Raw genomic sequence first — 23,784 nt, forward strand, 5'->3', positions numbered from 1 at the left:
GGATGTATCAGCTTGACTTGAGGCATCGCGGGCAAGCGCGCTCCTACAGGAGCTGCGTCTGCCCATGCTGAAATCGGCTGTCTCAGAGATCCGCGATTCCGTTCATTCAGCCGGTTTGTCGTCTTCCTGCCGTTCAACTGCCTCACCTTCTTCAGCCACAGGCTCTGCCTTCTCGGCCTGCTTGCGTTGCAGCTTTTCCTCTTTCTTCTGCTCCTTGGCCAGATCGCGTTGACGTTTGGCGAAAGAATAGTTGGGTTTGGCCATGGGCAATCCTCGAAGCGGGCAATAAGTCCGTTCATTCTGCCTGAGAACGACGCTCAGCCGGACCTGTATTTTTCGCTGACCGTTACGTTTCAGTAACACCACTGTGGATTCTGCCGATCACACCCCGGGAACGGAGGGGCGGTATTGGCTGTAATCCTGACGGGCACTGTCGTAATCACCGCTGGCGCCGCAGGCGTAGGCGGCAAGCAAACTGCGGAAGAGGCTATTGAGCTGCATGAGGATCGACCTGATTGATGAGTGACATGCCCATCTTAGGAAGACGCTGTATCGTGTGCAGCTTGATTGTCTTGATGGGCCTGATAGCGGCCACCCAGACATGTTTCACAATATGTAGTTGTTAAATTGTTTAGAGTTAGGGCACTCTTTGTATACAAAAACACAAGAGCAACCCCATCCCGGAGACTCACCATGATTCGCAAGCTTGTTGCTGTATCCCTGCTGACCCTGGCCAGCGGCCATTTGCTCGCTGCCGAGTGTAAGGTGGAGGTCGACTCCACCGACCAGATGTCCTTCACTACCAAGGCCATCGAAATCGACAAGAGCTGCAAGGAATTCACCGTCAATCTGAAGCACTCCGGCAGCCTGCCGAAGAACGTCATGGGCCATAACCTCGTCATCAGCAAAGAAGCCGACATGCAGCCGATCGCCACCGACGGTCTGAGCGCCGGGATCGACAAGGATTATCTGAAAGAGGGTGATGCGCGCGTCATCGCTCACACCAAGATCATTGGTGCAGGCGAGACCGATTCGCTGACGATCGACGTGTCGAAACTCGATCCAGCGGAAAAATACGGCTTCTTCTGCTCGTTCCCAGGCCACATCAGCATGATGAAAGGCACTGTTACTCTGAAGTGATGCAGGCCTTGTGATGATCAATCGCCTGTAGGAGCGCACGGGCCCGCGATGCGATTTTCTGCACCCGATTCGTTGCCTGACACAACGCTATCGCGGCCAAGCGCGCTCCTACAGCAATTGCGGCAGTACGGGTCTTTACGATGCAGTCATCTTGAAGATCCCCTGCGCATTGCTGCTGTCGAAATTCAGGTCGATCCTGCCGTTCTCGGGATCGATCTTGCGCTGAATGAATTCGACGAATGACCCCGGCACCTGATGCGCCTTGAGCACCCCCTCGGTATCGAGCAGATAGCGGCTCACGCTGCAGGCCTTGTACGCCGTCTGCATCACGCGACCCGACCCTGACACCTCGATGCTGTCCTTCATCGGCCGCTCGCGACGAAGCTGCTCTTCAACCGTCGCTTCCAGATTTTCCACCCGATCAGTCAGGTGGTTGAAGCTGTTGCCCTCGGTGGAAATCCACGCCATTTCCGCGCTCTCACCGAGCAATTGGAGGTAGTCGGCTTCCTGCACGACGCCATGCTGGCGCCCGAACGCGCGATACAGGCTCGGCAACAGACGTTTAGCTTCTTCAAGGCTGCAATGACGGGTCGCTTGCAGTCGCTTGAGCGTGCTCAGGTCTTCGCTGCTCAGCGGATCGCGACTGGAGCTGACCACGCGGCTCACGGCATCCTGGAACGCCTGGCTCAGACGGCCCGGATGCAGTTCGGAGACGAAAAACTGCGCGAGATCCTCGGGCAGATCCATTTGCCGATAGCCCCAGCCGGTCATATTCAGTTTGGTCAGCGGATAGGTGCGCACGTCCGTGAAACCCAACGGCTCCAGCAAGCGCGAGAAGGCTTGACGACCCCGCGGCAGCTCGCCGTTGTGCGGCCAATCCACGGTGCGGATGGCGCCGTGATCAAACACCACCTTGCGACCGCTTTCGAACTGCTCATCGACATACCGCAGGCCATCCGGCACCGCTTCCACCAGTTTGTGGAACAGACACAGGTTCAGCGCTTCGGCCAGCCACACACGATGAATCCCATCGTCGGACCAGGAGAAATTCTGCAGCGTGTGCGGAACTTCGACACGGCGTTCGAGCCAGTCTGCGGCAGGCTGGCCGACGGTTGAAGCAACGAGCGAGAAGAGGCCTGGGAAAGCGGTCATGGATAGCCCTCTGAGCGGGAAAGTCAGGACGCTATGTAAGCCCCGATGGCAGGCGCCATCAAGCGAAAAAAAACGAAGGGTTCATTCCGTTTTCGATTGAACGACGCAAAAGCAGGCCTTGTAGGCGCGCGCTTGCCTGTGATGTCAGTGTGTCAGCTTGAGATGATGTGTCTGACAGATTGCCATCGCGGGCAAGCGCGCTCCTGCTCGAGTCGTTTTCAAGGGGCGTAGGGAAGATCGCGCTTGTGCTGAGTCTTGCGGTAAGTATTGACGATGATGTCGAACGCTTCCTGACGCAGCGGTTGGCCGTGGAGGAAGGCGTCGATCTCGGCGTACGTCACGCCGTGGGACGCTTCATCCGGTTTACCCGGTACCAGGTCTTCGAGGTCAGCAGTCGGAATTTTCTCGACCAGGTTCTCCGGCGCACCGAGACTGCGTGCGATGGCTCGCACCTGATTTTTCACCAGACCACTCAACGGCGCGAGGTCGCAGGCGCCGTCGCCGAACTTGGTAAAGAAGCCCATCACCGCTTCCGCTGCGTGGTCGGTGCCGATCACCAGACCGCCGCGTACACCGGCGATGGTGTACTGCGCGACCATGCGTGTGCGCGCCTTGACGTTGCCTTTGACGAAGTCGACGGCCGCATCGGACTGACCTTCGAACGCCTTGACCTGCTCGACCAGCGCTTTGACCGATGGCGCGATGTCCACGGTGTGACGCTCGTCCGGATTGATGAAATCCATCGAGGCCGTGGCTTCGTGTTCGTCGTGCTGGATGTGATACGGCAGGCGTACGGCGATGAACTGGTAGGCGTTGTCACCGGTGCTTTCGCGCAGTTCTCTCACGGCGCGTTGCGCCAGCAGGCCCGCGGTCAGCGAATCGATGCCGCCGCTGATACCCAGCACCAGTACCTTCAGGCGAGCGTTCTGCAGGCAGTCCTTGATGAACTGGATTCGACGTGCGACCTCGGTTTCAAGCTCGCCCTGATTGGCGAAGGGCGCCTGAACCTTGAGCTCTTTGGCGATCTCGAGCTGTACGGCTTGCATGATTGACTCCTTTTTAAGAAGAAGAAAAATAGGCATTCAATAAAGGTGGAAACGGTGCTCGAGTCAGGCTGGCACCTTGAATACGTGACGCAGGTAGGACACGAATTCCGGGTCCTTGCATTGCGTCTTGCCGGGTTCGTCGGAAATCTTCGCGACAGGCTGACCGGCACAGGCGGTCATTTTAAGCACGATGCTCATGGGCTCGACGCCCGGCACGTCGGCGGTCAAGTTGGTGCCGATCCCGAAGCTGACGTTGATCCGACCGCGCAGCGCACGAAATATTTTCAGCGCCTTGGGCAGGTTCAGCCCGTCGGAGAACACCAGCGTCTTGCTCATCGGATCGATGCCGAGCTTCTGGTAATGAGTGATGCATTTTTCGGCCCACTGCACCGGATCGCCCGAATCATGGCGCAGGCCATCGAACAGTTTGGCGAAGAACAGATCGAAATCGGTCAGGAAGGCGTCGGTGGTGATGCAGTCGGTCAGGGCAATCCCCAGCAGGCCGCGGTATTCGCGAACCCAGCAATCGAGCGCGGCGATCTGGCTGTCGATCAGTCGCGGTCCTAGTTGTTGGTGCGCCATGATCCATTCGTGAGCCATGGTGCCGAGCGGTTTGAGGTCGAGTTTGCGTGCCAGATACACGTTGCTGGTGCCGACGAACTGGCCCGGGAAATCCTTTTTCAGCACCGAAACCACGTCTTCCTGCACCGCGAACGAGAAACGTCGGCGGGTACCGAAATCAGCGACTTTCAGTTCTGCCAGCTCATCAGGCGTGGCGGTGGCGGTCAGCCAGTCGAACTTGCGATACAGCTGATCGCGGGCCTGGCTCAGCAGCGTGTTGGGGTTGCGATAACGATTTCGCACCTCGCTGACGATGGCCAGAATCGGCACTTCGAACAGGATCACATGTAGCCAGGGGCCCGAGAGACGGATACACAGCTCGTCGTTTTCGATGGTGGTCTGCACGTAGCGCAGGTTGAAGCGGAACAGGCCGAGGAAGCGCAGGAAATCCGGCTTCATGAAGTTGATGCGCTCCAGAAACCGGGTTTCTTCGGCGCTCAGGGACAGATCGCACAGCTGTTCGATCTGGTGGCGAATCTCCATCAGATAAGGCCGCAGGTCTTCCCCGTTGCGGCAGCGAAACTCCCACTCGACGTCGACGTTGGGGTAGTTGTGCAGCACAGCCTGCATCATGCTCAGCTTGTAGAGGTCGGTATCGAGCAGGTTCTGAACGATGCGATCTGCGAAAGCGCTCTCACTCATTGTGTCGCTCCAGCCAGCAGGGGCCGCAAATGTGCGGCTCATGAAAATCGAGTCGGTGTCGCATACAGCCTTGTGGCGGCGGCGGATATTGGCTTCATGCCACTACGTCCGGCTTGTTATTGACGATGACGGACATAATGCCAGTCGTCGCCGGATTGGGGCAGATTTGTTTCCGCCAAGTACCGATCTCGTGTAGGAGCGAGCTTGTCCGCGATGGCGGTGTGTCACTTAACTTAAATATTTCTGACTCGGCCCTATCGCGGGCAAGCGCGGTATTACAGGCTTAATGTGGACTCGGTTCCTCAAGCTGTTCCAACATCCATTCCACGAACACCCGAATCTTCGGCACTTCGGCCGCGTGTTCCGCGTAGGCCAGGTAATACGCATCGCGGCTCGGCAGTGCGTGGTGCCAGGGAATGATCAGCTTGCCGTCCGCCAGTTCTTCTTCCACCAGGAATCTGGGCAGCAGCGCCACGCCGCAACCCACTTGGGCGGCGCGGATGCACATATAGAACGTCTCGAAACGCGGCCCGTGGTAGCTGTGTTCGGTCTGGTAGCCCTGACTTTCGAACCAGTCATGCCAACCCTGCGGGCGATGAGCGTTTTGCAGCAGCACCAGATCGGCAAGCTGGGTCGGATCGGTAAAGGGTTTCTCGGGAAGGCTGCCAGGAGAGCAGACCGGGACCAGTTCCTCCCCGAACAGCCTCACGCTTTCCGCGCCGGGGCGGGCGCCCTGACCGAAATAGAACGACATGTCGCAGCGACTCTGGGCCAGGTCGTCGCTTTCCTGCTCGTTGACCAGATCCAGATGAATATGCGGGTGACGCAGACGCCAACCCTTCAGCCGTGGGACCAGCCAGCGCGCGCCAAACGTCGAAGGCGTTGAGACGCGCAGGACTTCGGTCTCGCCGCCGTAGGAGCGCAGAAAGTGCGTCGACATCTCCATCTGCGTGAGGACTTTTCGCACCTCCGCCAGATACAGCGCGCCGGCAGGCGTCAATTGCAGGCGCCGACGCACGCGCCTGAACAGCAAGTGCTGGACCATTTCCTCAAGCTGTGCGACCTGCTTGCTGACTGCACTTTGCGTCAGGTTCAGCTCTTCGGCGGCGCGGGTAAAACTCAGGTGCCGGGTGACCGCTTCGAAACATTGCAGCGCCGTGACGGAAGGGAGATGACGTTTGTTCAGCATATTCAGGCGTGCTCGGCGTCAGCATGAAAAAACGGAATGATATCTCGCTTAATGGTCGTTTGTTGACCTGCTCAAGGCCGGCTATTACTAGAGGCTGACGAAACCACCGTATCCCAGCATTCCGCATTCGCGTTAACGCTTACCAGAATCCAGGAGAAATCATGCCCAACGCTCTACTCAGCGACTTACTTAAAGGCCTCGGTGTCGACCCTGCTCTTTATCAGAAGGGTGACAAGCCTGTTCATACGCCGATCGATGGCAGTCAGGTCGCTTCGGTGAGCTGGGAAGGTGCCGCCGAGGTCGAGCAACGCATTACACGCGCCGAGCACGCCTTCGAAGCCTGGCGCAAAGTGCCTGCCCCGCGCCGCGGCGAGTTGGTTCGTCTGTTTGGCGAAGCCCTGCGCAAGCATAAGGCCGAGCTGGGCGAGCTGGTGTCGTGGGAAGCCGGCAAGATCACTCAGGAAGGCTTGGGCGAAGTGCAGGAAATGATCGACATCTGCGACTTCGCGGTGGGTCTGTCGCGCCAGATCTACGGCCTGACGATCGCGTCCGAGCGCCCGGGTCACCACATGCGTGAAACCTGGCATCCACTGGGCGTGGTCGGCGTGATCAGTGCGTTCAACTTCCCGGTCGCGGTCTGGTCGTGGAACACCGCGCTGGCGCTGGTCTGCGGCAACTCGGTGATCTGGAAACCGTCGGAAAAGACCCCGCTGACCGCACTGGCCTGTCAGGCGCTGTTTGATCGTGTCGCGGCTCAATTCGCCGATGCGCCGCAGTTCCTCGCTCAATGTGTCATCGGCGGTCGTGAAGCCGGCGAAACGCTGGTGGACGATGCCCGCGTCGCGCTGATCAGTGCCACCGGCAGTACCCGCATGGGCCGCGAAGTGGCGCCGAAGATCGCCGCACGTTTCGCCCGCAGCATTCTGGAACTGGGCGGCAACAACGCCATGATCCTGACCCCGAGCGCCGACCTGGACCTGGCCGTACGCGCCGTGCTGTTCAGCGCCGTAGGCACTGCCGGCCAGCGCTGCACCACGCTGCGCCGTCTGATTGCGCATTCGTCGGTCAAGGCTGAGTTCGTCGAGCGATTGAAAGCGGCCTACGCCAAAGTGCGCATCGGTCATCCGCTGGAAGGCAACCTGGTCGGCCCCCTGATCGACAGGCAAAGCTTCGAAAACATGCAGGAAGCCCTGGAACAGGCCTTGAGCGAAGGTGGCAAGGTGTTCGGCGGCAAGCGTGAGTTGGCCGACAAATTCCCCAACGCCTATTACGTCTCGCCTGCCATCGTCGAGATGCCGGAGCAGAGCGATGTGGTGCGTAGCGAAACCTTCGCGCCGATTCTGTACGTGGTCGGCTACGACGAGTTCAGCGAAGCGGTGCGTCTGAACAATGACGTGCCGCAAGGCCTGTCCTCGTGCATCTTCACCACCGACGTGCGTGAGGCCGAGCAATTCATTTCGTCTCTGGGCAGCGACTGCGGTATCGCTAACGTCAACATTGGCCCGAGTGGTGCAGAGATCGGCGGCGCGTTCGGTGGCGAGAAGGAGACCGGCGGCGGCCGTGAGTCGGGTTCCGATTCGTGGAAAGGCTACATGCGCCGCCAGACCGCGACCGTGAACTACTCCCGCGAACTGCCGTTGGCGCAGGGCATTACGTTCGATTGATGTCGTAATGTAAGCGCCGTTCCCTTATGGGAGCGAGCGTGCTCGCGGGGGCGGGGTGTCGGACGAGCATGCGTGACTGATACGCCACAATCGGGGCAAGCGCGCGCCTACAGGGATGCGGTGTAGCACAGGTTTGATCGCAACCGTTCTGTGGGAGCGAGCTTGCTCGCGAAGGGGGCAGAACAAACGCCATTGATGATCGTGCCTGCGCTCGGCGTGGGCACGCTTTGATGGACGCTCTGCGTGCGTTTTTGTGTGACACAGGGCGTCACCGGATGCGTTCCAACGCGGAGCGTCGGAACGGTCGGCCAGCATAAGTTGAATCATTGTCTCCTCCGAGGTTTTGCGATGCCGCTACGCGAAGAATGTCTGTGGGAAACGCTGACGCCGCACAGGCCTGAGGCGCCAGCGTTGAAGGGTGAGGTCAGCGTTGACGTGTGCGTCATCGGCGCAGGTATCACGGGATTGTCGGCAGCGATTTATCTGCTTGAACAAGGCAAGAAGGTCGCCATCGTCGAGGCTCATCGTACCGGCCAGGGCGGCTCGGGGCGCAATGTGGGTCTGGTCAACGCCGGGCTGTGGATTCCACCCGACGAGATCGAGGCCGGTTTCGGCGAGAACATCGGCAGCCAGCTCAATACCATGCTGGGCAATGCACCGTCGCTGGTCTTCAACCTGATTGAAAAATACGCGATCGACTGCCAGGCCACGCGCAAGGGCACGCTGCACATGGCGCACAACGCCAAGGGCGAAGTCGATCTGCGCAACCGCGAGGAACAATGGCGGCGGCGCGGAGCGCCCATCGAGCTGCTGACGGGCAAAGCCTGCCAGGAAGCCACCGGCACCCGCGAAATCACTTCCGCCTTGCTCGACCATCGTGCCGGCACCATCAACCCGATGGCCTACACCAGCGGTTTGGCTGCTGCAGTCACCCAGCTTGGCGGCGAGCGTTACGATCACTCGCCGGTCAGGCGGCTGGAGCGTCAAAACCAGCGCTGGTGCGTGATCACTGAGCAGGGGTCGGTCATCGCCGATCAAGTGGTCATCGCCTCGAATGCTTACACCGAAGGCCAATGGACCGAACTGCGTCGAAGTTTCTTCCCCGGTTACTACTATCAGGTCGCCTCCGCGCCGCTCACCGAAGACGCGGCCCGGCAGATTCTGCCCGGTGGACAAGGCTCCTGGGATACGCGCCAGGTCCTGAGCAGCATTCGTCGCGACGCCGATGGACGCCTGTTGCTGGGCAGTCTGGGCAACGGCAATCAGAAGCCGATCTGGTTTCTCAAGGCATGGGCCGATCGTGTTCAGCAGCATTACTTCCCGTACCTGAAGAGGGTCGAGTGGGAATGCACCTGGACTGGCTGCATCGACTTCACGCCCGATCATTTACTGCGCATGTATGAGCCTGCACCAGGACTGGTCGCTATGACTGGCTACAACGGTCGCGGCAATACCACCGGCACCGTCGTGGGCAAGGCGTTCGCCGATTATCTGTGCAGCGGTCGCGCGGATGTTTTGCCGATTCCGTTCACCCCCATGCAGCCGCTCTCCGCCATTGGTTTGCGCAGCTCGTTATATGAGGCTGGCTTTTCGCTATACCATGCCGGGCAGTGCCTGAGAATTGTGATCTGAGACCAATTTCCTGACATAAAACAACGCTTTTGCGTATATCCACTAACCTCAAATGGTGCGTCCCGTAGCGGTTGCGCACTGATGGTGTGCACTTCGGTGACGCATGCCGTAACAACAGGGTTGTACAGGCCAGTTTGGCCGGGTTGCGAAATTTATCAGGGAGGGTTGCTCTTTTTAAGTCGCAGGGTTGCACCTTGCGCGGTTTAGACGGTTGCACGCCCAGCGAAAAAGGGCTCGAACAGTCGAATAACAACAAAACAACGACTTTTTGCAGAATAAAAAACCGATGGCACGCCACTTGCTCACGGGTTATGCGTGGTCGCAGTGCTAATTAAAAACCTAGGAGCACCAACTCATGTCGCAGACGTTTTACAGGAAAGGCTTTCTGGCACTCGCAGTCGCTACTGCAATGGGTGCGGCTACTTTTGCCCAGGCTGACGTCAAGATCGGCGTCGCAGGTCCAATGACAGGCGCCAACGCCTCATTCGGTGAGCAGTACATGAAAGGCGCTCAAGCGGCAGCCGATGCGATCAACAAAGCGGGGGGAGTCAACGGTGAGAACATCGTTCTGATTGCGTACGACGATGCTTGCGAGCCAAAACAGGCAGTGACCGTGGCCAATAAAGCGGCGTCGGACAAAGTGGCAGGTGTGGTCGGTCACTTCTGCTCGTCTTCGACCATTCCCGCTTCGGAGGTCTATGACGAAGCTGGCATCATCGCGATTACCCCAGGTTCCACCAACCCGACCGTTACCGAACGCGGCCTGAGCGCCATGTTCCGTATGTGCGGCCGTGATGACCAGCAAGGCGTGGTCGCTGGCGATTACATCGTCGATGTCCTCAAAGGCAAGAAAATCGCTGTCATCAACGACAAAGACACGTACGGCAAGGGCCTGGCAGACGCCACCGCCAAACGGCTGACCGCTCGCGGCGTCAAGCCAGTGCTGGAAGAAGGTCTGACCCGCGGCGAGAAAGATTTCAGCGCCCTGGTCACCAAGATCCGCAGCGTGGGGGCCGATGTCGTGTACTTCGGCGGCCTGCACCCGGAAGCCGGTCCACTGGTTCGCCAACTGCGTGAACAAGGCCTCAAAGACGTGAAATTTATGTCCGACGACGGCGTTGTAACCGACGAATTGGTCACCACCGCTGGCGGCGCACAATACGTCGACGGCGTGTACATGACCTTCGGCGCCGACCCGCGCATGCTGCCAGACAGCAAGGCTGTGGTAGAGCAGTTCCGCAAGTCCGGTTACGAGCCTGAAGGCTACACCCTGTACGCCTACGCTTCGGTTCAGGCCCTGGCCGCTGGCTTCAACGGCGCCAAGTCGAACGAAGGCGAAAAAGCTGCCGAGTTCCTGAAATCCCACCCGGTCAAAACCGTCATGGGCGAGAAAGCCTGGGATACCAAAGGTGACCTGAAAGTCTCCGACTACGTGGTCTACCAGTGGGACAAGGACGGCAAATACCACCAGCTCGAAAAGCAGAAGTAAGTTGAGCGCCTAGTCGGATGGGTCGTTTCGCGGGCTTGGAACCTCGATTCGACCCCTTCGGTAATCGATGCTGTCCCGCGCAGCATCGGATCTTCTGTTGCCTTCGCGCACGTGCCGCTGTCTCTCACGAGGAGACATCCGCCACGCGCCAGGTTGGCCTTTCCAGTTCGTGAGCGTGCGTGATGGATGGTATTTTCCTGCAGCAAATGGTCAACGGCCTGACCCTGGGTTCGGTCTACGGCCTGATCGCCATCGGTTACACGATGGTCTACGGCATCATTGGCATGATCAACTTCGCCCACGGCGACGTATACATGATCTCCGCCTATCTCGCAGCCATCGGCCTGGCCGTGCTGTCATTCTTCGGCGTCGAATCTTTCCCCTTCCTGATTCTCGGCACGCTGATCTTCACCATCGTGGTGACCGGTGTGTACGGCTTCGTCATCGAGCGCGTGGCCTACAGGCCGCTGCGTAACTCGACGCGGCTGGCGCCGCTGATCAGCGCCATCGGTATTTCCCTGATCCTGCAGAACTACGCGCAGATCGCCCAGGGCCCACGTCAACAAGGCGTTCCGACGCTGCTCGAAGGCGCCATGCGCTTTGACGTTGGTAGTGGGTTCGTGCAGATCACCTACACCAAGATCTTCATCCTGATTGCCGCCTTCATCGGCATGGGCGTGCTGACCTACATCATCAAGTACACCAAGCTGGGCCGGATGTGCCGCGCTACGCAGCAAGATCGCAAAATGGCCTCCATCCTGGGCATCAACACTGATCGGATCATTTCTTACGTATTCGTCATCGGCGCAGCCATGGCTGCCCTGGCGGGCGTGCTGATCACCATGAACTACGGCACCTTCGACTTTTTCGCCGGGTTCGTCATCGGTATCAAGGCCTTCACCGCAGCGGTACTCGGCGGTATTGGTTCGTTGCCGGGCGCGATGCTCGGCGGGTTGATCCTGGGGGTTGCCGAGTCGCAATTCTCCGGTCTGATCAACTCCGACTATAAAGACGTGTTCAGTTTCGGCCTGCTGGTAGTGATTCTGATCTTCCGTCCTCAAGGCCTGCTGGGTCGCCCACTCGTGGCGAAGGTGTAACCATGTCTGCTCCTGTCAAACCCATCGATATCAAACAAAGCCTGATCGACGCGGTGGTTGCCGGTCTGTTGGCGCTGATCGTGTTCGGCCCGATCGTCGGCATCGTGCTGGACGGTTACGGCTTCAACACGCAACCGGGGCGCGTTGCCGCGCTGGTCGGCGTGGTGATGGTCGGTCGTTTCCTGATGAGCCTGTTCCTGCAAACGCCAAAGGGCGTGGCCATTGCCCAGAGCTTCGAAAGCACGGGTTCCGGCGTGCACGTGCTGCCTCCGGGCTACAAGACCCGCCTGCGTTTCATCATTCCGTTGATGATCGTAATCGCCGTGATCTTCCCTGTGTTCGCCGACAAATACCTGCTGACCGTCGTCATCCTCGGGCTGATCTACGTGCTGCTGGGCCTTGGCCTGAACATCGTGGTGGGGCTGGCCGGTCTGCTCGACCTGGGTTACGTGGCGTTCTACGCCATCGGCGCCTACGGTTTGGCGCTGGGTTACCAGTACCTGGGCCTTGGTTTCTGGTCGGCATTGCCATTGGCAGCCATCGCTGCGGCATTCGCCGGGTGCATTCTGGGTTTTCCGGTGCTGCGCATGCACGGCGACTATCTGGCCATCGTGACCCTGGGCTTTGGTGAAATCATTCGTCTGGTGCTCAACAACTGGCTGTCGTTCACTGGCGGTCCGAACGGTGTGGCAGTGCCGTCGCCGACGTTCTTCGGCCTGGAATTCGGGCGTCGCGCCAAAGATGGCGGGATTCCGATTCACGAATACTTCGGCTTCGAATACAACCCGGACCTGAAATTCATCTTCATCTACGCCGTTCTGTTTCTGGTCGTGCTGGCGGTGCTGTACATCAAGCACCGTCTGACCCGCATGCCGGTCGGTCGCGCCTGGGAAGCCCTGCGTGAAGACGAGATCGCCTGCCGCTCGATGGGGCTGAACCACGTACTGGTCAAGCTCTCGGCGTTCACCATCGGTGCCTCGACCGCAGGTCTTGCCGGTGTGTTCTTCGCCAGCTACCAAGGCTTCGTCAACCCGACCTCGTTCACCTTCTTCGAATCGGCCCTGATCCTTGCCATCGTCGTACTCGGCGGGATGGGCTCGACCGTCGGCGTGGTCATCGCGGCCTTCGTGCTGACCGTTGCCCCGGAAATGCTGCGCAGCTTCGCCGAATACCGCGTGCTGCTGTTCGGCATCCTGATGGTGCTGATGATGATCTGGCGCCCACGCGGCCTGATCCGTATCAGCCGCACCGGCGTCCAACCACGCAAAGGCGTGCTGGCAAAAGTGGAGGGCGCGTCATGAGCGACGAAATCGTTCTCAGCGTCGAGAACCTGATGATGCACTTCGGCGGCATCAAGGCCCTCAGCGACGTCAGCCTGGAGGTGCGTCGCAACTCGATCTTTGCCCTGATCGGCCCTAACGGCGCGGGCAAGACCACGGTGTTCAACTGCCTGACCGGCTTTTATAAAGCCACGGGCGGGCGCATCGAATTGAATGCGCGGGGCAAGAAAACCAACGTGATCCAGCTGCTCGGCGAGGAATTTCGCGCCAGCGACTTCGCCTCGCCCAAGCGCTTCGGCAGCCGTCTGTTCTACAAGATGTTCGGCGGCACGCACCTGGTAAATCGCGCGGGGCTGGCGCGCACGTTCCAGAACATTCGTCTGTTCAAGGAAATGTCCGTCGTCGAGAACCTGCTGGTCGCCCAGCACATGTGGGTCAACCGCAACATGATCGCCGGCATCCTCAATACCAAGGGCTACCGCAAGGCCGAAGACGATGCCATGAACACCGCCTTCTACTGGCTGGAAGTGGTCGATCTGGTGGACTGCGCCAATCGTCTGGCCGGTGAGCTTTCCTACGGTCAGCAGCGCCGTCTGGAAATCGCCCGCGCCATGTGCACCCGTCCACAGGTGATCTGCCTGGACGAACCGGCCGCAGGTCTGAATCCACAGGAAACCGAAGCGCTGAGCGGCATGATTCGTCACCTGCGCGACGACCACGACATGACCATCGTGTTGATCGAGCACGACATGGGCATGGTCATGGGGATTTCCGACGATATCGTGGTGCTCGACCACGGCAACGTGATTGCCAGGGGTAAGCCGGAGCAGATCCGCAACGACCCTAAAGTGATCGCCGCGTATCTGGGTGCTGATGAAGAGGAGCTGGTATGAGTAAGCCGATCCTCGAACTGAAAGAGATCGATGTGTATTACGGGCCGATCCAGGCCCTGAAGAAAGTCTCGATGCATATCGACGAGGGCGAAACCGTCAGCCTGATCGGCTCCAACGGCGCGGGTAAATCCACGTTGCTGATGTCGATCTTCGGCCAGCCTCGCGCGGCCAGCGGTCAGATCATCTACCAAGGCACCGACATCACGCAGAAGTCCTCACACTACATTGCGTCCAACGGCATTGCGCAGTCGCCGGAAGGTCGTCGTGTGTTCCCCGATATGTCGGTGGAAGAGAACCTGATGATGGGCACCATCCCGATTGGCGACAAGTACGCCAGCGAGGACATGCAGCGGATGTTCGAGCTGTTTCCACGCCTCAAGGAACGTCGCAATCAGAGGGCCATGACCATGTCCGGGGGGGAGCAGCAGATGCTGGCGATCGCCCGTGCCTTGATGAGCCGGCCGAAGCTGTTGCTGCTGGATGAGCCGAGCCTGGGTTTGGCGCCGATCATCGTTAAGCAGATCTTCTCTACGCTGCGTGAGCTGGCCAAAACGGGTATGACGATCTTTCTGGTCGAGCAGAACGCCAACCACGCCCTGAAGCTGTCGGACCGCGCCTACGTGATGGTCAACGGCGAAATTCGACTGACAGGCACGGGGCGGGAGTTGTTAACTAACGAAGAGGTCAGAAACGCTTATCTCGGCGGGCATTGAATTTCTTTGCAGCGCCGAACAAATAAACGCCTCGGGTGGATAACACCTGAGGCGTTTTTTTTGCAGGGTAGCCAATTGTGGAAAACAATTTTGAACAGCTCCCAAAGCGCGACATATAGCCGCTGCAAATGGTTGTTTTGTCACGATTTTGACTTGTTCAGTTTTACTGTGGAACTGGCTGTGAATAAGTTGGTGGCAGTTGGCTACAGGCCTTGTTATACGGGGCGTTCAGAGGTTTGTATAATATTTGATCAACGAATTCGGCCGGTATCTTCAGTCTGTTTGTCAACGCTTTTCAGGCTGGTTTTTTATACAGTTTAGACAGCGGTCCAGCTTGTGGATAACTCTGTGTGCAACCCTTGGAAAGACGGCCGCAGATAGCGCAATCTCTGGCTTATCGGCTGGCTCGTGTCCGAGTGCGCAAGTCCAACGCGCATTTGTTTGCAGATACTCCTCCTGAGGTCAAGCAAATTCAGCCGCCGACTTGCCCACAGGCCCCGTATGGCGTGGCTTGCGCCTTTATGAGTTGCCCCCGGTTTTTGTGCGCCTGACTGTGGATAAGGTGGGCAAAACTGTCGCCAGCCCTGATGGCATAAGGCTTTGCGACTATTGTATGTTTTTTGATCAGATCAAGCAGAGCATGTCGTCGTACGACGATTGTTACGCCTGGACTTGATCCTGAGCCGCCTGCGCGGGCATTCTCCAGAACTTTCCTACACGCAACACTGCGCAACATGTTTGCGTTAACCCCACGCTTATCCATAAGCCCATACCCCAGTCAGGAGAACCACATGACTTCTACCGTGTTCATTACCGGTGCCACTTCCGGGTTTGGCAAGGCCTGCGCGCGGCGCTTCGCAGAAGCAGGCTGGTCGCTGGTGCTGACCGGGCGCCGTGAAGATCGTCTACAGGCGCTGAGCGCCGAACTGTCGAAGCAGACCCAGGTTCACACCCTGACCCTGGACGTACGTGACCGTGCGGCCGTGGAGAAGGCCGTCGAAGGTCTGCCAGCGGAGTTCGCCAAGATTCGTGGCCTGATCAACAACGCGGGTCTCGCCTTGGGTATCGATCCTGCGCCCAAGTGCGATCTGGATGATTGGGACACCATGATCGACACCAACGTCAAAGGGCTGGTCTACACCACCCGTACGCTGCTGTCGCGTTTGATCGCCTATGGTCGTGGCGCGAGCATCGTCAACCTGGGTTCGGTGGCGGGCAATTATCCGTACCCTGGCGGTAACGTGTACGGCGGCACCAAGGCATTCGTCGGACAGTTCTCGCTGAACCTGCGTAACGATCTGGTCGGCACTGGCGTACGCGTGACCAACCTTGAGCCGGGCCTGTGTGAGAGCGAGTTCTCGCTGGTGCGCTTCGGTGGCGATCAGGCCAAGTACGACGCGACCTATGCCGGCGCCGAACCGATCCAGCCGCAAGACATCGCCGAGACCATCTTCTGGGTCATGAACACCCCGGCCCACGTCAACGTGAACAGTCTGGAGCTGATGCCCGTGAGCCAGACTTGGGCGGGCTTCTCGATTGATCGTTCGCGTGGCGAGACCCAGTAACAGCCTGGACTTTCCGCGCAACGCATAACTGTAGGCGCGCGCTTGCCCCGCGAATGCGGCGTGTCAGTCGATGACCTCGGCACAGACATGACGCGTTCGCGGGCAAGCGCGCTCCTACAGTTAACCCGCTCAGGCCTTGAAGTATGCCGCCAGCCCGATATAGCAGGTCGCCAGGTGATAAGGCGTGGTCGACGGCATGTCGCTGCGGCTGATCCGGCCTTGGTTGTCCAGGCATTCATTCCAGCCACCTGCATGAAGAAAACGCTGCTGCAACGCATCCAGTTGACGGCCCAACAATGGCAGGCTGTCAGGACGCAAGGTCAGCGCGCGCAGGTATTCCGCCTGAGCCCAGATGCGCTGGGTCCCGTCTTTTACCGAGCTATCGACTTCCAGCATCGCGACCACTGCGCCCGTGGCCTGATCGACCCCTTGAGCCTGCGCATGGGCGAAAGCGGTGGTCAGCGAACGATGCAGCGGCGTGCCGCGCAAATGCGCTGAAGAATCCAGCAGATAGAACCATTCGAACTGATGCCCCGGCTCGGACCAGTTATCGACAGCGTCGAGCGGCTTCTCCAGCATCACGCCATGTTCGACGTCGACGAAACGCCGCTGCATGGCTTCAGCCAGCGCATCCAGCGCGGCTAAGGTATTGGCGTCTTCGCGTACCTCCAGCGTCGCCAGAAACGCCTCGGCCAGGTGCATGAGCGGGTTCTGCAGCGGCCCGGCGTCCAGCGAAGACCACTCTTCGTCCAATACGGCGTCATACAGGCCATCGCCATCGGCAAACCGCTCGGCCACGACGTTCAGGGCGGCATTGAGCACCGATTCCACCAAGGGCTCGCGCACTTTCGCCCAGTAGTGCGCGCAGGCGAAGATGATGAAGGCGTGGGTGTAGAGGTCCTTGCGCCGGTCGAGCGGGGCGCCGTGTGGATCGATGCTATAGAACCAGCCGCCGTGCTCGGCGTCGTGGAAATGCCGTTGCAGCGAGCGGAATAACGCGGCGGCGCGAACCTCGGCATTGGGCACTTGGGGGTTGCCGATAAAGCTGGAAAACAGGAACAACTGCCGCGCACAGGCCATGGCCCGATAGCGCTGCGGGGGCAGCGGTTGATGCCGAGCGTCCAGCGCCTCGTAAGGCAGTGCCATCTCGGCATTCCAGCCCGGCCCCTGCCAGAGCGGCACGATCACTTCCATGAAGTGTTGCTGCACCGTGGAAAACACGGCGGACAGTTCGGACTTGGCGGCGGTGAGGGAAGCGTCAGGCATCGGATGGCGTCGCGGCAGAGGGCAAATGGCGCGACATGGTAGCAGGAGGCGGGGATTTTGAGTCAGAAGCGGATCATGGGTAGGAGCGCGCTTGTCCGCGATTGCCATCTGTCTGGGCAAAAATCTTGCTTGACACACGACATCACGGGCAAGCGCGCTGCTACATGGAGCTGCGATTTAACCTGCAAATAACCATACGCCGGTCGCAGCCGACAACGCCCCGGCAATCCGCACCACCGGCGCAGCCGCTGCTGGCAGGAAGCGCACCACTGCGTAACCGGCGGCATGCAGCGCTGCGGTGGCGCCGACGAAGCCCAGTGCATAACCCCAGGGGCTGGACATCTCGGGCAGTTCAAGCCCATGAGCCACACCATGAAACATCGCGAACAGAGCCGTCGCTGCGACTGCTACGAACAGCGGCGGACGGACGGCCAGCGCCACGGCCAGGCCCAGCGCGAACACCGAAGCTGCGATGCCGCTTTCCAGTGCGGGCAGTTGCAGACCTTCAAAACCCAGCAAACCGCCGATCAGCATGATGCCGACGAAGGTGCACGGCAGCGCCCAGCGCGCGGCGCCTTTCTGCTGCGCCGCCCACAGACCCACGGCCACCATCGCCAGCAGGTGATCGATACCCCCCAACGGGTGGCTGATACCGGCTACCAGGCCGCTTTCGTCGTGACCGGGATGAGCGAACGCCAGGGCCGGAACCAACAACAGCGCCAGTGCGCCGAAGATTTTTTTGCAATTCATCAATGATCCTCCTTAGTGAATGAAATCAGGCAGCGGTCAGCAGACCCTGGCGTTCGACGAAGGCGATGATGTCCTCAAGGCCATGGCCGGTCTTCTGGTTGCTGAACACGAATGGCTTGTCGCCGCGCATCTTCCTGGTGTCGCGGTCCATCATCTCCAGCGACGCGCCGACCATTGGCGCCAGGTCGATCTTGTTGATCACCAGCAGATCGGATTTGCAGATGCCCGGCCCGCCCTTGCGCGGCAGCTTGTCGCCCGCCGAAACGTCGATTACGTAAATCGTCAGGTCCGATAATTCTGGGCTGAAGGTCGCGGAAAGATTGTCACCGCCCGACTCGACAATGATCAGGTCAAGCCCTTCAAAACGGCGGTTAAGCTGGTCCACGGCTTCCAGGTTGATCGAGGCGTCTTCGCGAATCGCCGTGTGCGGGCAGCCGCCAGTTTCCACGCCGATGATGCGCTCGGGCGCCAGGGCCTCGTTGCGCACCAGAAAATCGGCGTCTTCGCGGGTATAGATGTCATTAGTGACCACCGCGAGGTTGTAGCGATCGCGCAGCGCCAGGCACAGGGCGAGGGTCAGGGCGGTCTTGCCGGACCCGACCGGACCGCCGATGCCGACGCGCAAAGGTTGGCTGTTCATGAAATGCTCTCCGTTAATCTTTCTGTGCGGTTCGTAGTGGTGCCCCTGCCGGGGTAAAGCAGTCAGGATCGAAACAGGCGGCTGTACTGGCGTTCATGAGCCATGCTCGCCAAGGCCAAGCCAAATGGGGCGCTGCCGATGTATTCAGGGTCAAGCTCAGTGGCGTGCTGTTGCGCGCGTTGCAGCAGCGGGGTCAGCTCGCTGGTCAGCCGTTGTGCGGCCTGTTGGCCCAGCGGCAGGGTTTTCATCAGTACCGCCAACTGGTTTTCCAGCCAGCTCCAGAGCCAGGCAGCCAGCGCATCCTGGGGGTTGATCTGCCAGGCACGTGCGGCCAACGCCCAACCCAAAGCCAGATGCGGTTCGCCGATCTGCTCAAGAAAGCCTCGCGCAGGCAGATCCAGCTCCGGCAGACCGTTGAGCAGTTGCTGCAGCGAATAGCCCATTTGCCGACTTTCCAGATGCAGTTCGCGGGTTTCCCGGCTGGCGCGATGTTCTTCGCTCAAGCGATGCAAGCCCGCCCAGTCGTCTTCGGCCGCTGCAGTGCAGTGAGCCAGCAGCAGCGGCGCTTCGTAGCGCGCGAGGTTGAGCAACAGTTGATCGCCGATCCAGCGAGCGGCGCTGGGTGGATCGGTGACGATGGATTGCTCGACGGCCATTTCCAGCCCTTGCGAGTAGCTGTAGCCACCAATCGGTAATTGCGGGCTGGCCAGACGCAGCAGCGCCCAGGCCTTGTTCATTTGCGTACGCCGAATTGGTGGATGCGCGGCGCGTAGTTGAAGTCTTCTTCCCCGGCGCGCGAGTGATGATGGCCGCCGCCGTAGGCGCCGTGTTCCGGCTGGAACGGCGCTTCGATGGATTCGGTGGTCGCGCCCAGTTGGTCGAGCATCGCCTTGAGCACATAGTCGTCGAGCAGGCGCAGCCAGCCATCGCCGACTTGCAGTGCGACATGACGGTTGCCCAAGTGATAGGCCGCGCGGGTCAATTCGAAGGCGTTGCTGCAGGTGACGTGCATCAGTTGTTCGGGGCGGGCGCAGACGCGCACGATCCGCCCGTCTTCAGCCTTGAGAAAATCCCCGTCGCGCAGCGGCGGCTGTCCGCGTTCGAGAAACAGGCCCACGTCTTCGCCTTCGGCACTGAAACAGCGCAGACGACTTTTGCTCCGCGCTTCGAAATTCAAATGCAGCTCGGCGGCCCATGTAGCCTGGGGTTCGATTCTTTGATGAATCACCAGCATCGGAAAACTTCCAGCAATGTGCGATGCATAAGCCAGAGCAAGTGGCTTGCCAACTGACAGATTAGTCAGGAATTGCTTGCTGAGATTACGCGGGTGATTGATGGCAGGGCATCGCAGTGTGCTTTATTGGTGCGTCGAGAACCTATGAGCACCAAAATGGACCTCGTCGTTGCGACGATCTTCGCGGGCAAGCGCGCTGCTACAGATAATCGCGCATGGCCTTGTGGCAGTCCGGCTTGCCGGGGCAGCGATTTAACGAACGCCACCGCCGGCAAGCCGACGGCTACAGAGGATGTCGTAAAGCTGTTACTCCGTACTCCCCAACCCCTGCCAGCGCTTGGCGCCGATGAAGATAAAGCGCAGTTGCTGAGTGATCTTGGCTCGCGGCGTCAGGTGCTCGGCCAACGTCAGGGGCGGCGGGTCAATGAGCTCGGGGAGCATGGCGAACACGCTCTTGACCACCAGATCCGCCATTACCGAGAGGTCGTCGGTATTCAGGTGATGAAATTTGGACATCGACGCCAGATCCGTCGCCAGGTCGGCGATGATCGCCTCGCGTAGTGCGCCCAGTGCCTGGCGCACCTTCAACGAGCCGCCGTATTGCTCGCGAGCCAAAAACAGAAACTGCGAACGATTGGCCGCCACCACATCCAGAAAGATACGCACCGACGCATCGATGATCCCGCTGTTGATGTTCTCGTTGTGCCGCACCAGGCGGATGGTTTCACGGAAGGTCTGGCCGACTTCGCTGACCAGCGCCAGGCCAAGGTGATCCATGTCGTCGAAGTGGCGATAGAAGCCGGTCGGCACGATACCGGCGGTCTTGGCCACTTCCCGCAGACTCAGGCTGCCAAAGCCGCGGCCGCTCTCCATCAACCCCCGGGCTGCATCGAGCAGGGCGTGGCGAGTCTGCTGTTTCTGTTCGGCGCGGGGGAGCATGGGGTGAGCGGTATCTGAAGAAAGAATGGGCAGCACTCTAACAAATGCGTTTGCGCTGCGTCGAACCGGCTTTGCCGCCAGCATGAAAAAGCCCGGCATCAGGACCGGGCTTATTCGGGATCATCTGCTCGCCAACGAGGTTCAGGACGCGCGCTGATACTGCTGCACCAGTCGATCCGGACCGTTATCGGCGACGCGTTGGTACTGATTGATCAGCCGGTCGGGGCCGTCTTGCGCCAGCGTCGGCAGGCCAACTTGCCGCGCCGCTTTCACCTCGCCGAGCATAGGTTGTTCGCTGGCAGGCATCGCGAACGCGCTCGAGGCGAGGAGGGAAAGAGTCAGTGCGATCAGTTGGCGTTTCATACGATGTTGCTCTTGAAATGGGCGTGTTGTGAACGTGAGGCCAATTTTACCGGCCGGATGCATATAAAGAAGTTCAAAGGACTGATGGTAACCATCGACGGAAATGATTTAGGGCGCCAGCCCTTGAAATACAAGGCTTTCAGTCGTGTGGGCAAGGCGGCTCAAGCTGATTTTCAGGCGCTGCGAACTGGGCATATGGAACTTTTCACGCGCTAAGTCCCTGATTTCATCAAACCCACAGGACTTTTGTCAGTCGAAGGCCTATGACGTGTGAGACGCGCCCAGGACGGGCGGTCTTTATAAGGGGAGAAAACGCAATGACGCGAGGCCGCAAGATATTCGCCTGGACAGTCGGCATTCTGCTGCTGTTGCTGGCCATACTGATCATCGTGATCGCAACGTTCGACTGGAACCGGCTCAAGCCAACCATCAATGAAAAGGTCTCTGCCGAACTGCACCGACCGTTTGCCATCAACGGCAATCTGGCGGTGAATTGGCGTCGTGAGCCGGATGAAGGCGGTTGGCGCGCTTGGGTACCCTGGCCGCACATGTCGGCTGAAGACATCTCGCTCGGTAACCCCGAATGGTCGAAAACCCCTCAAATGGTTACCCTCAAGCGCGTAGAAATGCGCCTGTCTCCGCTACCATTATTGGCGCAGCGCGTGGTCATCCCGCGTATCGACCTGACCGAACCCAACGCCAAAATCGAGCGCCTGGCCGATGGGCGCGCCAACTGGGTCTTCGACTTGCCCAAGAGCGATCCCAATGCCAAGCCTTCGAGCTGGGTCGTGGACATCGGCTCGATCGGTTTCGACAAAGGTTTCGTCAGTTATAACGACCAGAAGATCAACACTTCTGTCGAGGTGGTGATCGACCCGCTGGGCAAGCCGATTCCGTTCAGCGATATCGTCGGCAGCGGCGAAGCCAAAAAGGTTCAGGACAAGGGAGCCTCTGCTCAGGACTACGCGTTCGGTTTCACCGCCAAAGGTCAGTACCACGGCCAGAAACTCAGCGGTACTGGCAAGGTCGGCGGCTTGCTCGCACTGAAAGATGCGGCGCTGCCGTTTCCGGTACAAGCTGATGTCAGCGCAGGTAATACGCGGGTTGCGGTGGCCGGGACTGTCACCGATCCGCAAAATCTGGGCGAGCTGGACCTGAGCCTGAAGCTCTCGGGCGACAGCCTCGGCAATCTGTACCCCCTGACTGGCGTGACTTTGCCAGACTCGCCGCCGTATTCAACCGACGGCCGTCTGATCGCCAAGTTGCACGACCCGGCCGGGGCGTCGTTCCAGTACAAGGGCTTTAACGGCAAGGTCGGCAACAGCGACATTCATGGCGATCTGGGCTTCGTGGCGGGACAGCCACGTCCCAAGTTGACCGGTGCGCTGGTCTCCAACCAGTTGCTGATGGCTGATCTCAAGCCATTGATCGGCGCCGACTCCAACGCCGAACAGAAGACCCGTGGCGGCGAGAGTAAACAGCCCGCCGACAAGGTGCTGCCGGTCGAGGAGTTCAAGACCGATCGCTGGAGCGCGATGGATGCGGACGTCGAATTCACCGGCAAAAAGATCGTGCAGAGCGCGGAATTGCCGTTCACCGATCTCTACACCCATGTGGTGCTCAACAACGGTCAGCTAAACCTTGAACCTCTGCGCTTTGGTGTTGCGGGCGGTAAGCTGGACGCCGATATCAAGCTCGATGGCCATTCCCATCCGCTCGAAGGGCGAGCCAGACTGAGTGCACGCAACTTCAAACTCAAGCAGCTGTTCCCAACCTTTGAACCGATGAAAACCAGTTTCGGCGAGCTCAATGGCGATGCCGACATCAGCGGCAAGGGCAACTCGGTTGCTGCGCTGCTGGGCACGGCCAATGGCGAGATGAAGATGCTGGTCAACGATGGCGCGATCAGCCGCGACCTGATGGAAATCGCCGGGCTGAACGTGGGTAACTACATCGTGGGTACGTTGTTTGGCGACAAGAACGTCAAGATCAACTGCGCAGCCTCAGACTTCGACATCAAGGATGGATTGGCGACGACCAAACTGTTCGTGTTTGATACTGAAAACGCGATCATCTACATCGATGGCACGGCGAACATGAAGACCGAGCAGACGGATCTGAAGATCACGCCCAAATCCAAGGGGTTTCGCGTGATCTCCCTGCGCTCGCCGTTGTATGTGCGCGGGCCGTTCGTCAAGCCGAGCGCGGGCGTGCAGGCCGGTCCGTTGCTGTTGCGTGGCGCGGGTATGGTGGTGCTGGGCGCGGCGGCGGGGCCAGCTGCGGGCTTGTTGGCGCTGGTCGCTCCAAGCGGCGGCGAACCCAACCAATGCGCACCGCTGCTGGAGCAGATGCGTTCGGGCAAGGCGCCGAAAGCGACGCAATAACCGTCGCGCATCCTGTAGCCGCACGGCTTGCCAACGGTAGCGACCACAAAGCCACCGCTGCCGGCAAACCTGCCGCTATAGATCC

The 23,784-nt window shown here is 59.6% G+C and carries 23 protein-coding genes; 11 read left to right on the forward strand and 12 right to left on the reverse strand.

The features are described from left to right. Window positions 1-102: 102 nt before the first annotated feature. On the reverse strand, window positions 103-264 hold the full coding sequence (locus CE491_RS30445) for a hypothetical protein (protein WP_199885248.1): 162 nt from the start codon (window positions 262-264) through the stop codon (window positions 103-105). Window positions 265-693: 429 nt separating this feature from the next. Between CE491_RS30445 and azu the strand changes: the two genes are divergently transcribed. Next, window positions 694-1,140 (forward strand): azurin, encoded by a 447-nt coding sequence (azu, locus tag CE491_RS25230; protein ID WP_110951048.1) that lies wholly within the window; start codon window positions 694-696, stop codon window positions 1,138-1,140. Between the two features lie 135 nt (window positions 1,141-1,275). On the opposite strand, the gene CE491_RS25235 is transcribed toward azu, so the two are convergent. The 4 genes from CE491_RS25235 to CE491_RS25250 form a co-directional block, all read right to left on the reverse strand. Beyond that, the gene (locus CE491_RS25235; RefSeq protein ID WP_110951049.1) at window positions 1,276-2,292 is read right to left on the reverse strand and encodes a DUF1338 domain-containing protein; all 1,017 of its coding nucleotides are present in this window, start codon (window positions 2,290-2,292) and stop codon (window positions 1,276-1,278) included. 218 nt (window positions 2,293-2,510) lie between these two features. Further along, window positions 2,511-3,338, reverse strand: a complete 828-nt coding sequence (gene nadE, locus CE491_RS25240; protein ID WP_110951050.1) for an ammonia-dependent NAD(+) synthetase — start codon at window positions 3,336-3,338, stop codon at window positions 2,511-2,513. Window positions 3,339-3,401: 63 nt separating this feature from the next. After that, window positions 3,402-4,601 (reverse strand): nicotinate phosphoribosyltransferase, encoded by a 1,200-nt coding sequence (gene pncB, locus CE491_RS25245; RefSeq protein WP_110951051.1) that lies wholly within the window; start codon window positions 4,599-4,601, stop codon window positions 3,402-3,404. Between the two features lie 283 nt (window positions 4,602-4,884). Then, window positions 4,885-5,790 (reverse strand): LysR family transcriptional regulator, encoded by a 906-nt coding sequence (locus tag CE491_RS25250; protein WP_110951052.1) that lies wholly within the window; start codon window positions 5,788-5,790, stop codon window positions 4,885-4,887. A gap of 161 nt (window positions 5,791-5,951) precedes the next feature. Here CE491_RS25250 and amaB point away from each other — a divergent pair, with 161 nt between their 5' ends. From amaB to CE491_RS25290, 8 genes are all read left to right on the forward strand, one after another. After that, a complete protein-coding gene (amaB, locus tag CE491_RS25255; protein WP_110951053.1) occupies window positions 5,952-7,454 on the forward strand; it encodes an L-piperidine-6-carboxylate dehydrogenase in 1,503 nt (500 codons plus the stop codon). Between the two features lie 348 nt (window positions 7,455-7,802). After that, window positions 7,803-9,086 carry an L-pipecolate oxidase gene (gene amaA, locus CE491_RS25260; protein WP_110951054.1) on the forward strand — a complete coding sequence of 428 codons (1,284 nt, stop codon included), beginning with the start codon at window positions 7,803-7,805 and terminating at the stop codon, window positions 9,084-9,086. Between the two features lie 355 nt (window positions 9,087-9,441). Then, window positions 9,442-10,575, forward strand: coding sequence for a branched-chain amino acid ABC transporter substrate-binding protein (locus CE491_RS25265; protein WP_110951055.1), 1,134 nt, complete (start codon window positions 9,442-9,444; stop codon window positions 10,573-10,575). 182 nt (window positions 10,576-10,757) lie between these two features. Continuing rightward, the gene (locus CE491_RS25270; protein ID WP_110951056.1) at window positions 10,758-11,672 is read left to right on the forward strand and encodes an ABC transporter permease subunit; all 915 of its coding nucleotides are present in this window, start codon (window positions 10,758-10,760) and stop codon (window positions 11,670-11,672) included. A gap of 2 nt (window positions 11,673-11,674) precedes the next feature. Beyond that, window positions 11,675-12,973 (forward strand): high-affinity branched-chain amino acid ABC transporter permease LivM, encoded by a 1,299-nt coding sequence (gene livM, locus CE491_RS25275; protein WP_110951057.1) that lies wholly within the window; start codon window positions 11,675-11,677, stop codon window positions 12,971-12,973. After that, on the forward strand, window positions 12,970-13,845 hold the full coding sequence (locus CE491_RS25280; protein ID WP_110951058.1) for an ABC transporter ATP-binding protein: 876 nt from the start codon (window positions 12,970-12,972) through the stop codon (window positions 13,843-13,845). Before livM ends, CE491_RS25280 begins: the two co-directional genes overlap by 4 nt. Then, window positions 13,842-14,558 carry an ABC transporter ATP-binding protein gene (locus CE491_RS25285; protein WP_110951059.1) on the forward strand — a complete coding sequence of 239 codons (717 nt, stop codon included), beginning with the start codon at window positions 13,842-13,844 and terminating at the stop codon, window positions 14,556-14,558. Before CE491_RS25280 ends, CE491_RS25285 begins: the two co-directional genes overlap by 4 nt. A gap of 791 nt (window positions 14,559-15,349) precedes the next feature. Continuing rightward, on the forward strand, window positions 15,350-16,123 hold the full coding sequence (locus CE491_RS25290; RefSeq protein ID WP_110951060.1) for an SDR family oxidoreductase: 774 nt from the start codon (window positions 15,350-15,352) through the stop codon (window positions 16,121-16,123). Between the two features lie 129 nt (window positions 16,124-16,252). Here the strand turns inward: CE491_RS25290 and CE491_RS25295 are convergent, their stop codons facing one another. From CE491_RS25295 to CE491_RS25325, 7 genes are all read right to left on the reverse strand, one after another. Continuing rightward, window positions 16,253-17,389 (reverse strand): AGE family epimerase/isomerase, encoded by a 1,137-nt coding sequence (locus tag CE491_RS25295; protein WP_110951061.1) that lies wholly within the window; start codon window positions 17,387-17,389, stop codon window positions 16,253-16,255. A 177-nt stretch (window positions 17,390-17,566) separates the two neighbouring features. Further along, complete coding sequence (locus tag CE491_RS25300; protein ID WP_110951062.1) at window positions 17,567-18,139, reverse strand: HupE/UreJ family protein; 573 nt, start codon at window positions 18,137-18,139, stop codon at window positions 17,567-17,569. Between the two features lie 25 nt (window positions 18,140-18,164). Beyond that, window positions 18,165-18,779 carry an urease accessory protein UreG gene (gene ureG / locus CE491_RS25305; protein ID WP_110951063.1) on the reverse strand — a complete coding sequence of 205 codons (615 nt, stop codon included), beginning with the start codon at window positions 18,777-18,779 and terminating at the stop codon, window positions 18,165-18,167. 62 nt (window positions 18,780-18,841) lie between these two features. Continuing rightward, a complete protein-coding gene (locus CE491_RS25310) occupies window positions 18,842-19,516 on the reverse strand; it encodes an urease accessory protein UreF (RefSeq protein WP_110951064.1) in 675 nt (224 codons plus the stop codon). Beyond that, window positions 19,513-20,013 (reverse strand): urease accessory protein UreE, encoded by a 501-nt coding sequence (ureE, locus tag CE491_RS25315; RefSeq protein ID WP_110951065.1) that lies wholly within the window; start codon window positions 20,011-20,013, stop codon window positions 19,513-19,515. The genes CE491_RS25310 and ureE overlap by 4 nt, the downstream gene beginning before the upstream one ends. A 306-nt stretch (window positions 20,014-20,319) precedes the next feature. Beyond that, window positions 20,320-20,952 carry a TetR family transcriptional regulator gene (locus CE491_RS25320; RefSeq protein ID WP_110951066.1) on the reverse strand — a complete coding sequence of 211 codons (633 nt, stop codon included), beginning with the start codon at window positions 20,950-20,952 and terminating at the stop codon, window positions 20,320-20,322. 141 nt (window positions 20,953-21,093) lie between these two features. Next, a complete protein-coding gene (locus CE491_RS25325) occupies window positions 21,094-21,315 on the reverse strand; it encodes a hypothetical protein (RefSeq protein WP_110951067.1) in 222 nt (73 codons plus the stop codon). A 3-nt stretch (window positions 21,316-21,318) separates the two neighbouring features. Here CE491_RS25325 and CE491_RS25330 point away from each other — a divergent pair, with 3 nt between their 5' ends. Both CE491_RS25330 and CE491_RS25335 read left to right on the forward strand, forming a co-directional pair. Then, window positions 21,319-21,531: a hypothetical protein gene (locus CE491_RS25330; protein WP_110951068.1), complete on the forward strand. Its 213-nt coding sequence runs from the start codon at window positions 21,319-21,321 to the stop codon at window positions 21,529-21,531. Between the two features lie 101 nt (window positions 21,532-21,632). Continuing rightward, complete coding sequence (locus CE491_RS25335; protein WP_110951069.1) at window positions 21,633-23,699, forward strand: AsmA family protein; 2,067 nt, start codon at window positions 21,633-21,635, stop codon at window positions 23,697-23,699. Window positions 23,700-23,784 lie beyond the last annotated feature (85 nt).

It is taken from the genome of Pseudomonas bohemica (assembly GCF_002934685.1).
GTDB lineage: Bacteria > Pseudomonadota > Gammaproteobacteria > Pseudomonadales > Pseudomonadaceae > Aquipseudomonas > Aquipseudomonas bohemica.

Bases quoted from the DNA above. Each gene is read 5' to 3' on its own strand.
- pncB (WP_110951051.1), bottom strand. From the start codon at position 4,601: ATGAGTGAGAGCGCTTTCGCAGATCGCATCGTTCAGAACCTGCTCGAT.
- CE491_RS25330 (WP_110951068.1), top strand. From the start codon at position 21,319: ATGTTGCTCTTGAAATGGGCGTGTTGTGAACGTGAGGCCAATTTTACC.
- CE491_RS25265 (WP_110951055.1), top strand. From the start codon at position 9,442: ATGTCGCAGACGTTTTACAGGAAAGGCTTTCTGGCACTCGCAGTCGCT.
- CE491_RS25325 (WP_110951067.1), bottom strand. From the start codon at position 21,315: ATGAAACGCCAACTGATCGCACTGACTCTTTCCCTCCTCGCCTCGAGC.
- CE491_RS30445 (WP_199885248.1), bottom strand. From the start codon at position 264: ATGGCCAAACCCAACTATTCTTTCGCCAAACGTCAACGCGATCTGGCC.
- azu (WP_110951048.1), top strand. From the start codon at position 694: ATGATTCGCAAGCTTGTTGCTGTATCCCTGCTGACCCTGGCCAGCGGC.
- CE491_RS25310 (WP_110951064.1), bottom strand. From the start codon at position 19,516: ATGAACAAGGCCTGGGCGCTGCTGCGTCTGGCCAGCCCGCAATTACCG.
- CE491_RS25295 (WP_110951061.1), bottom strand. From the start codon at position 17,389: ATGCCTGACGCTTCCCTCACCGCCGCCAAGTCCGAACTGTCCGCCGTG.
- CE491_RS25280 (WP_110951058.1), top strand. From the start codon at position 12,970: ATGAGCGACGAAATCGTTCTCAGCGTCGAGAACCTGATGATGCACTTC.
- CE491_RS25250 (WP_110951052.1), bottom strand. From the start codon at position 5,790: ATGCTGAACAAACGTCATCTCCCTTCCGTCACGGCGCTGCAATGTTTC.
- CE491_RS25335 (WP_110951069.1), top strand. From the start codon at position 21,633: ATGACGCGAGGCCGCAAGATATTCGCCTGGACAGTCGGCATTCTGCTG.
- CE491_RS25235 (WP_110951049.1), bottom strand. From the start codon at position 2,292: ATGACCGCTTTCCCAGGCCTCTTCTCGCTCGTTGCTTCAACCGTCGGC.
- nadE (WP_110951050.1), bottom strand. From the start codon at position 3,338: ATGCAAGCCGTACAGCTCGAGATCGCCAAAGAGCTCAAGGTTCAGGCG.
- CE491_RS25285 (WP_110951059.1), top strand. From the start codon at position 13,842: ATGAGTAAGCCGATCCTCGAACTGAAAGAGATCGATGTGTATTACGGG.
- CE491_RS25300 (WP_110951062.1), bottom strand. From the start codon at position 18,139: ATGAATTGCAAAAAAATCTTCGGCGCACTGGCGCTGTTGTTGGTTCCG.
- ureG (WP_110951063.1), bottom strand. From the start codon at position 18,779: ATGAACAGCCAACCTTTGCGCGTCGGCATCGGCGGTCCGGTCGGGTCC.
- ureE (WP_110951065.1), bottom strand. From the start codon at position 20,013: ATGCTGGTGATTCATCAAAGAATCGAACCCCAGGCTACATGGGCCGCC.
- CE491_RS25270 (WP_110951056.1), top strand. From the start codon at position 10,758: ATGGATGGTATTTTCCTGCAGCAAATGGTCAACGGCCTGACCCTGGGT.
- amaA (WP_110951054.1), top strand. From the start codon at position 7,803: ATGCCGCTACGCGAAGAATGTCTGTGGGAAACGCTGACGCCGCACAGG.
- livM (WP_110951057.1), top strand. From the start codon at position 11,675: ATGTCTGCTCCTGTCAAACCCATCGATATCAAACAAAGCCTGATCGAC.
- CE491_RS25320 (WP_110951066.1), bottom strand. From the start codon at position 20,952: ATGCTCCCCCGCGCCGAACAGAAACAGCAGACTCGCCACGCCCTGCTC.
- amaB (WP_110951053.1), top strand. From the start codon at position 5,952: ATGCCCAACGCTCTACTCAGCGACTTACTTAAAGGCCTCGGTGTCGAC.
- CE491_RS25290 (WP_110951060.1), top strand. From the start codon at position 15,350: ATGACTTCTACCGTGTTCATTACCGGTGCCACTTCCGGGTTTGGCAAG.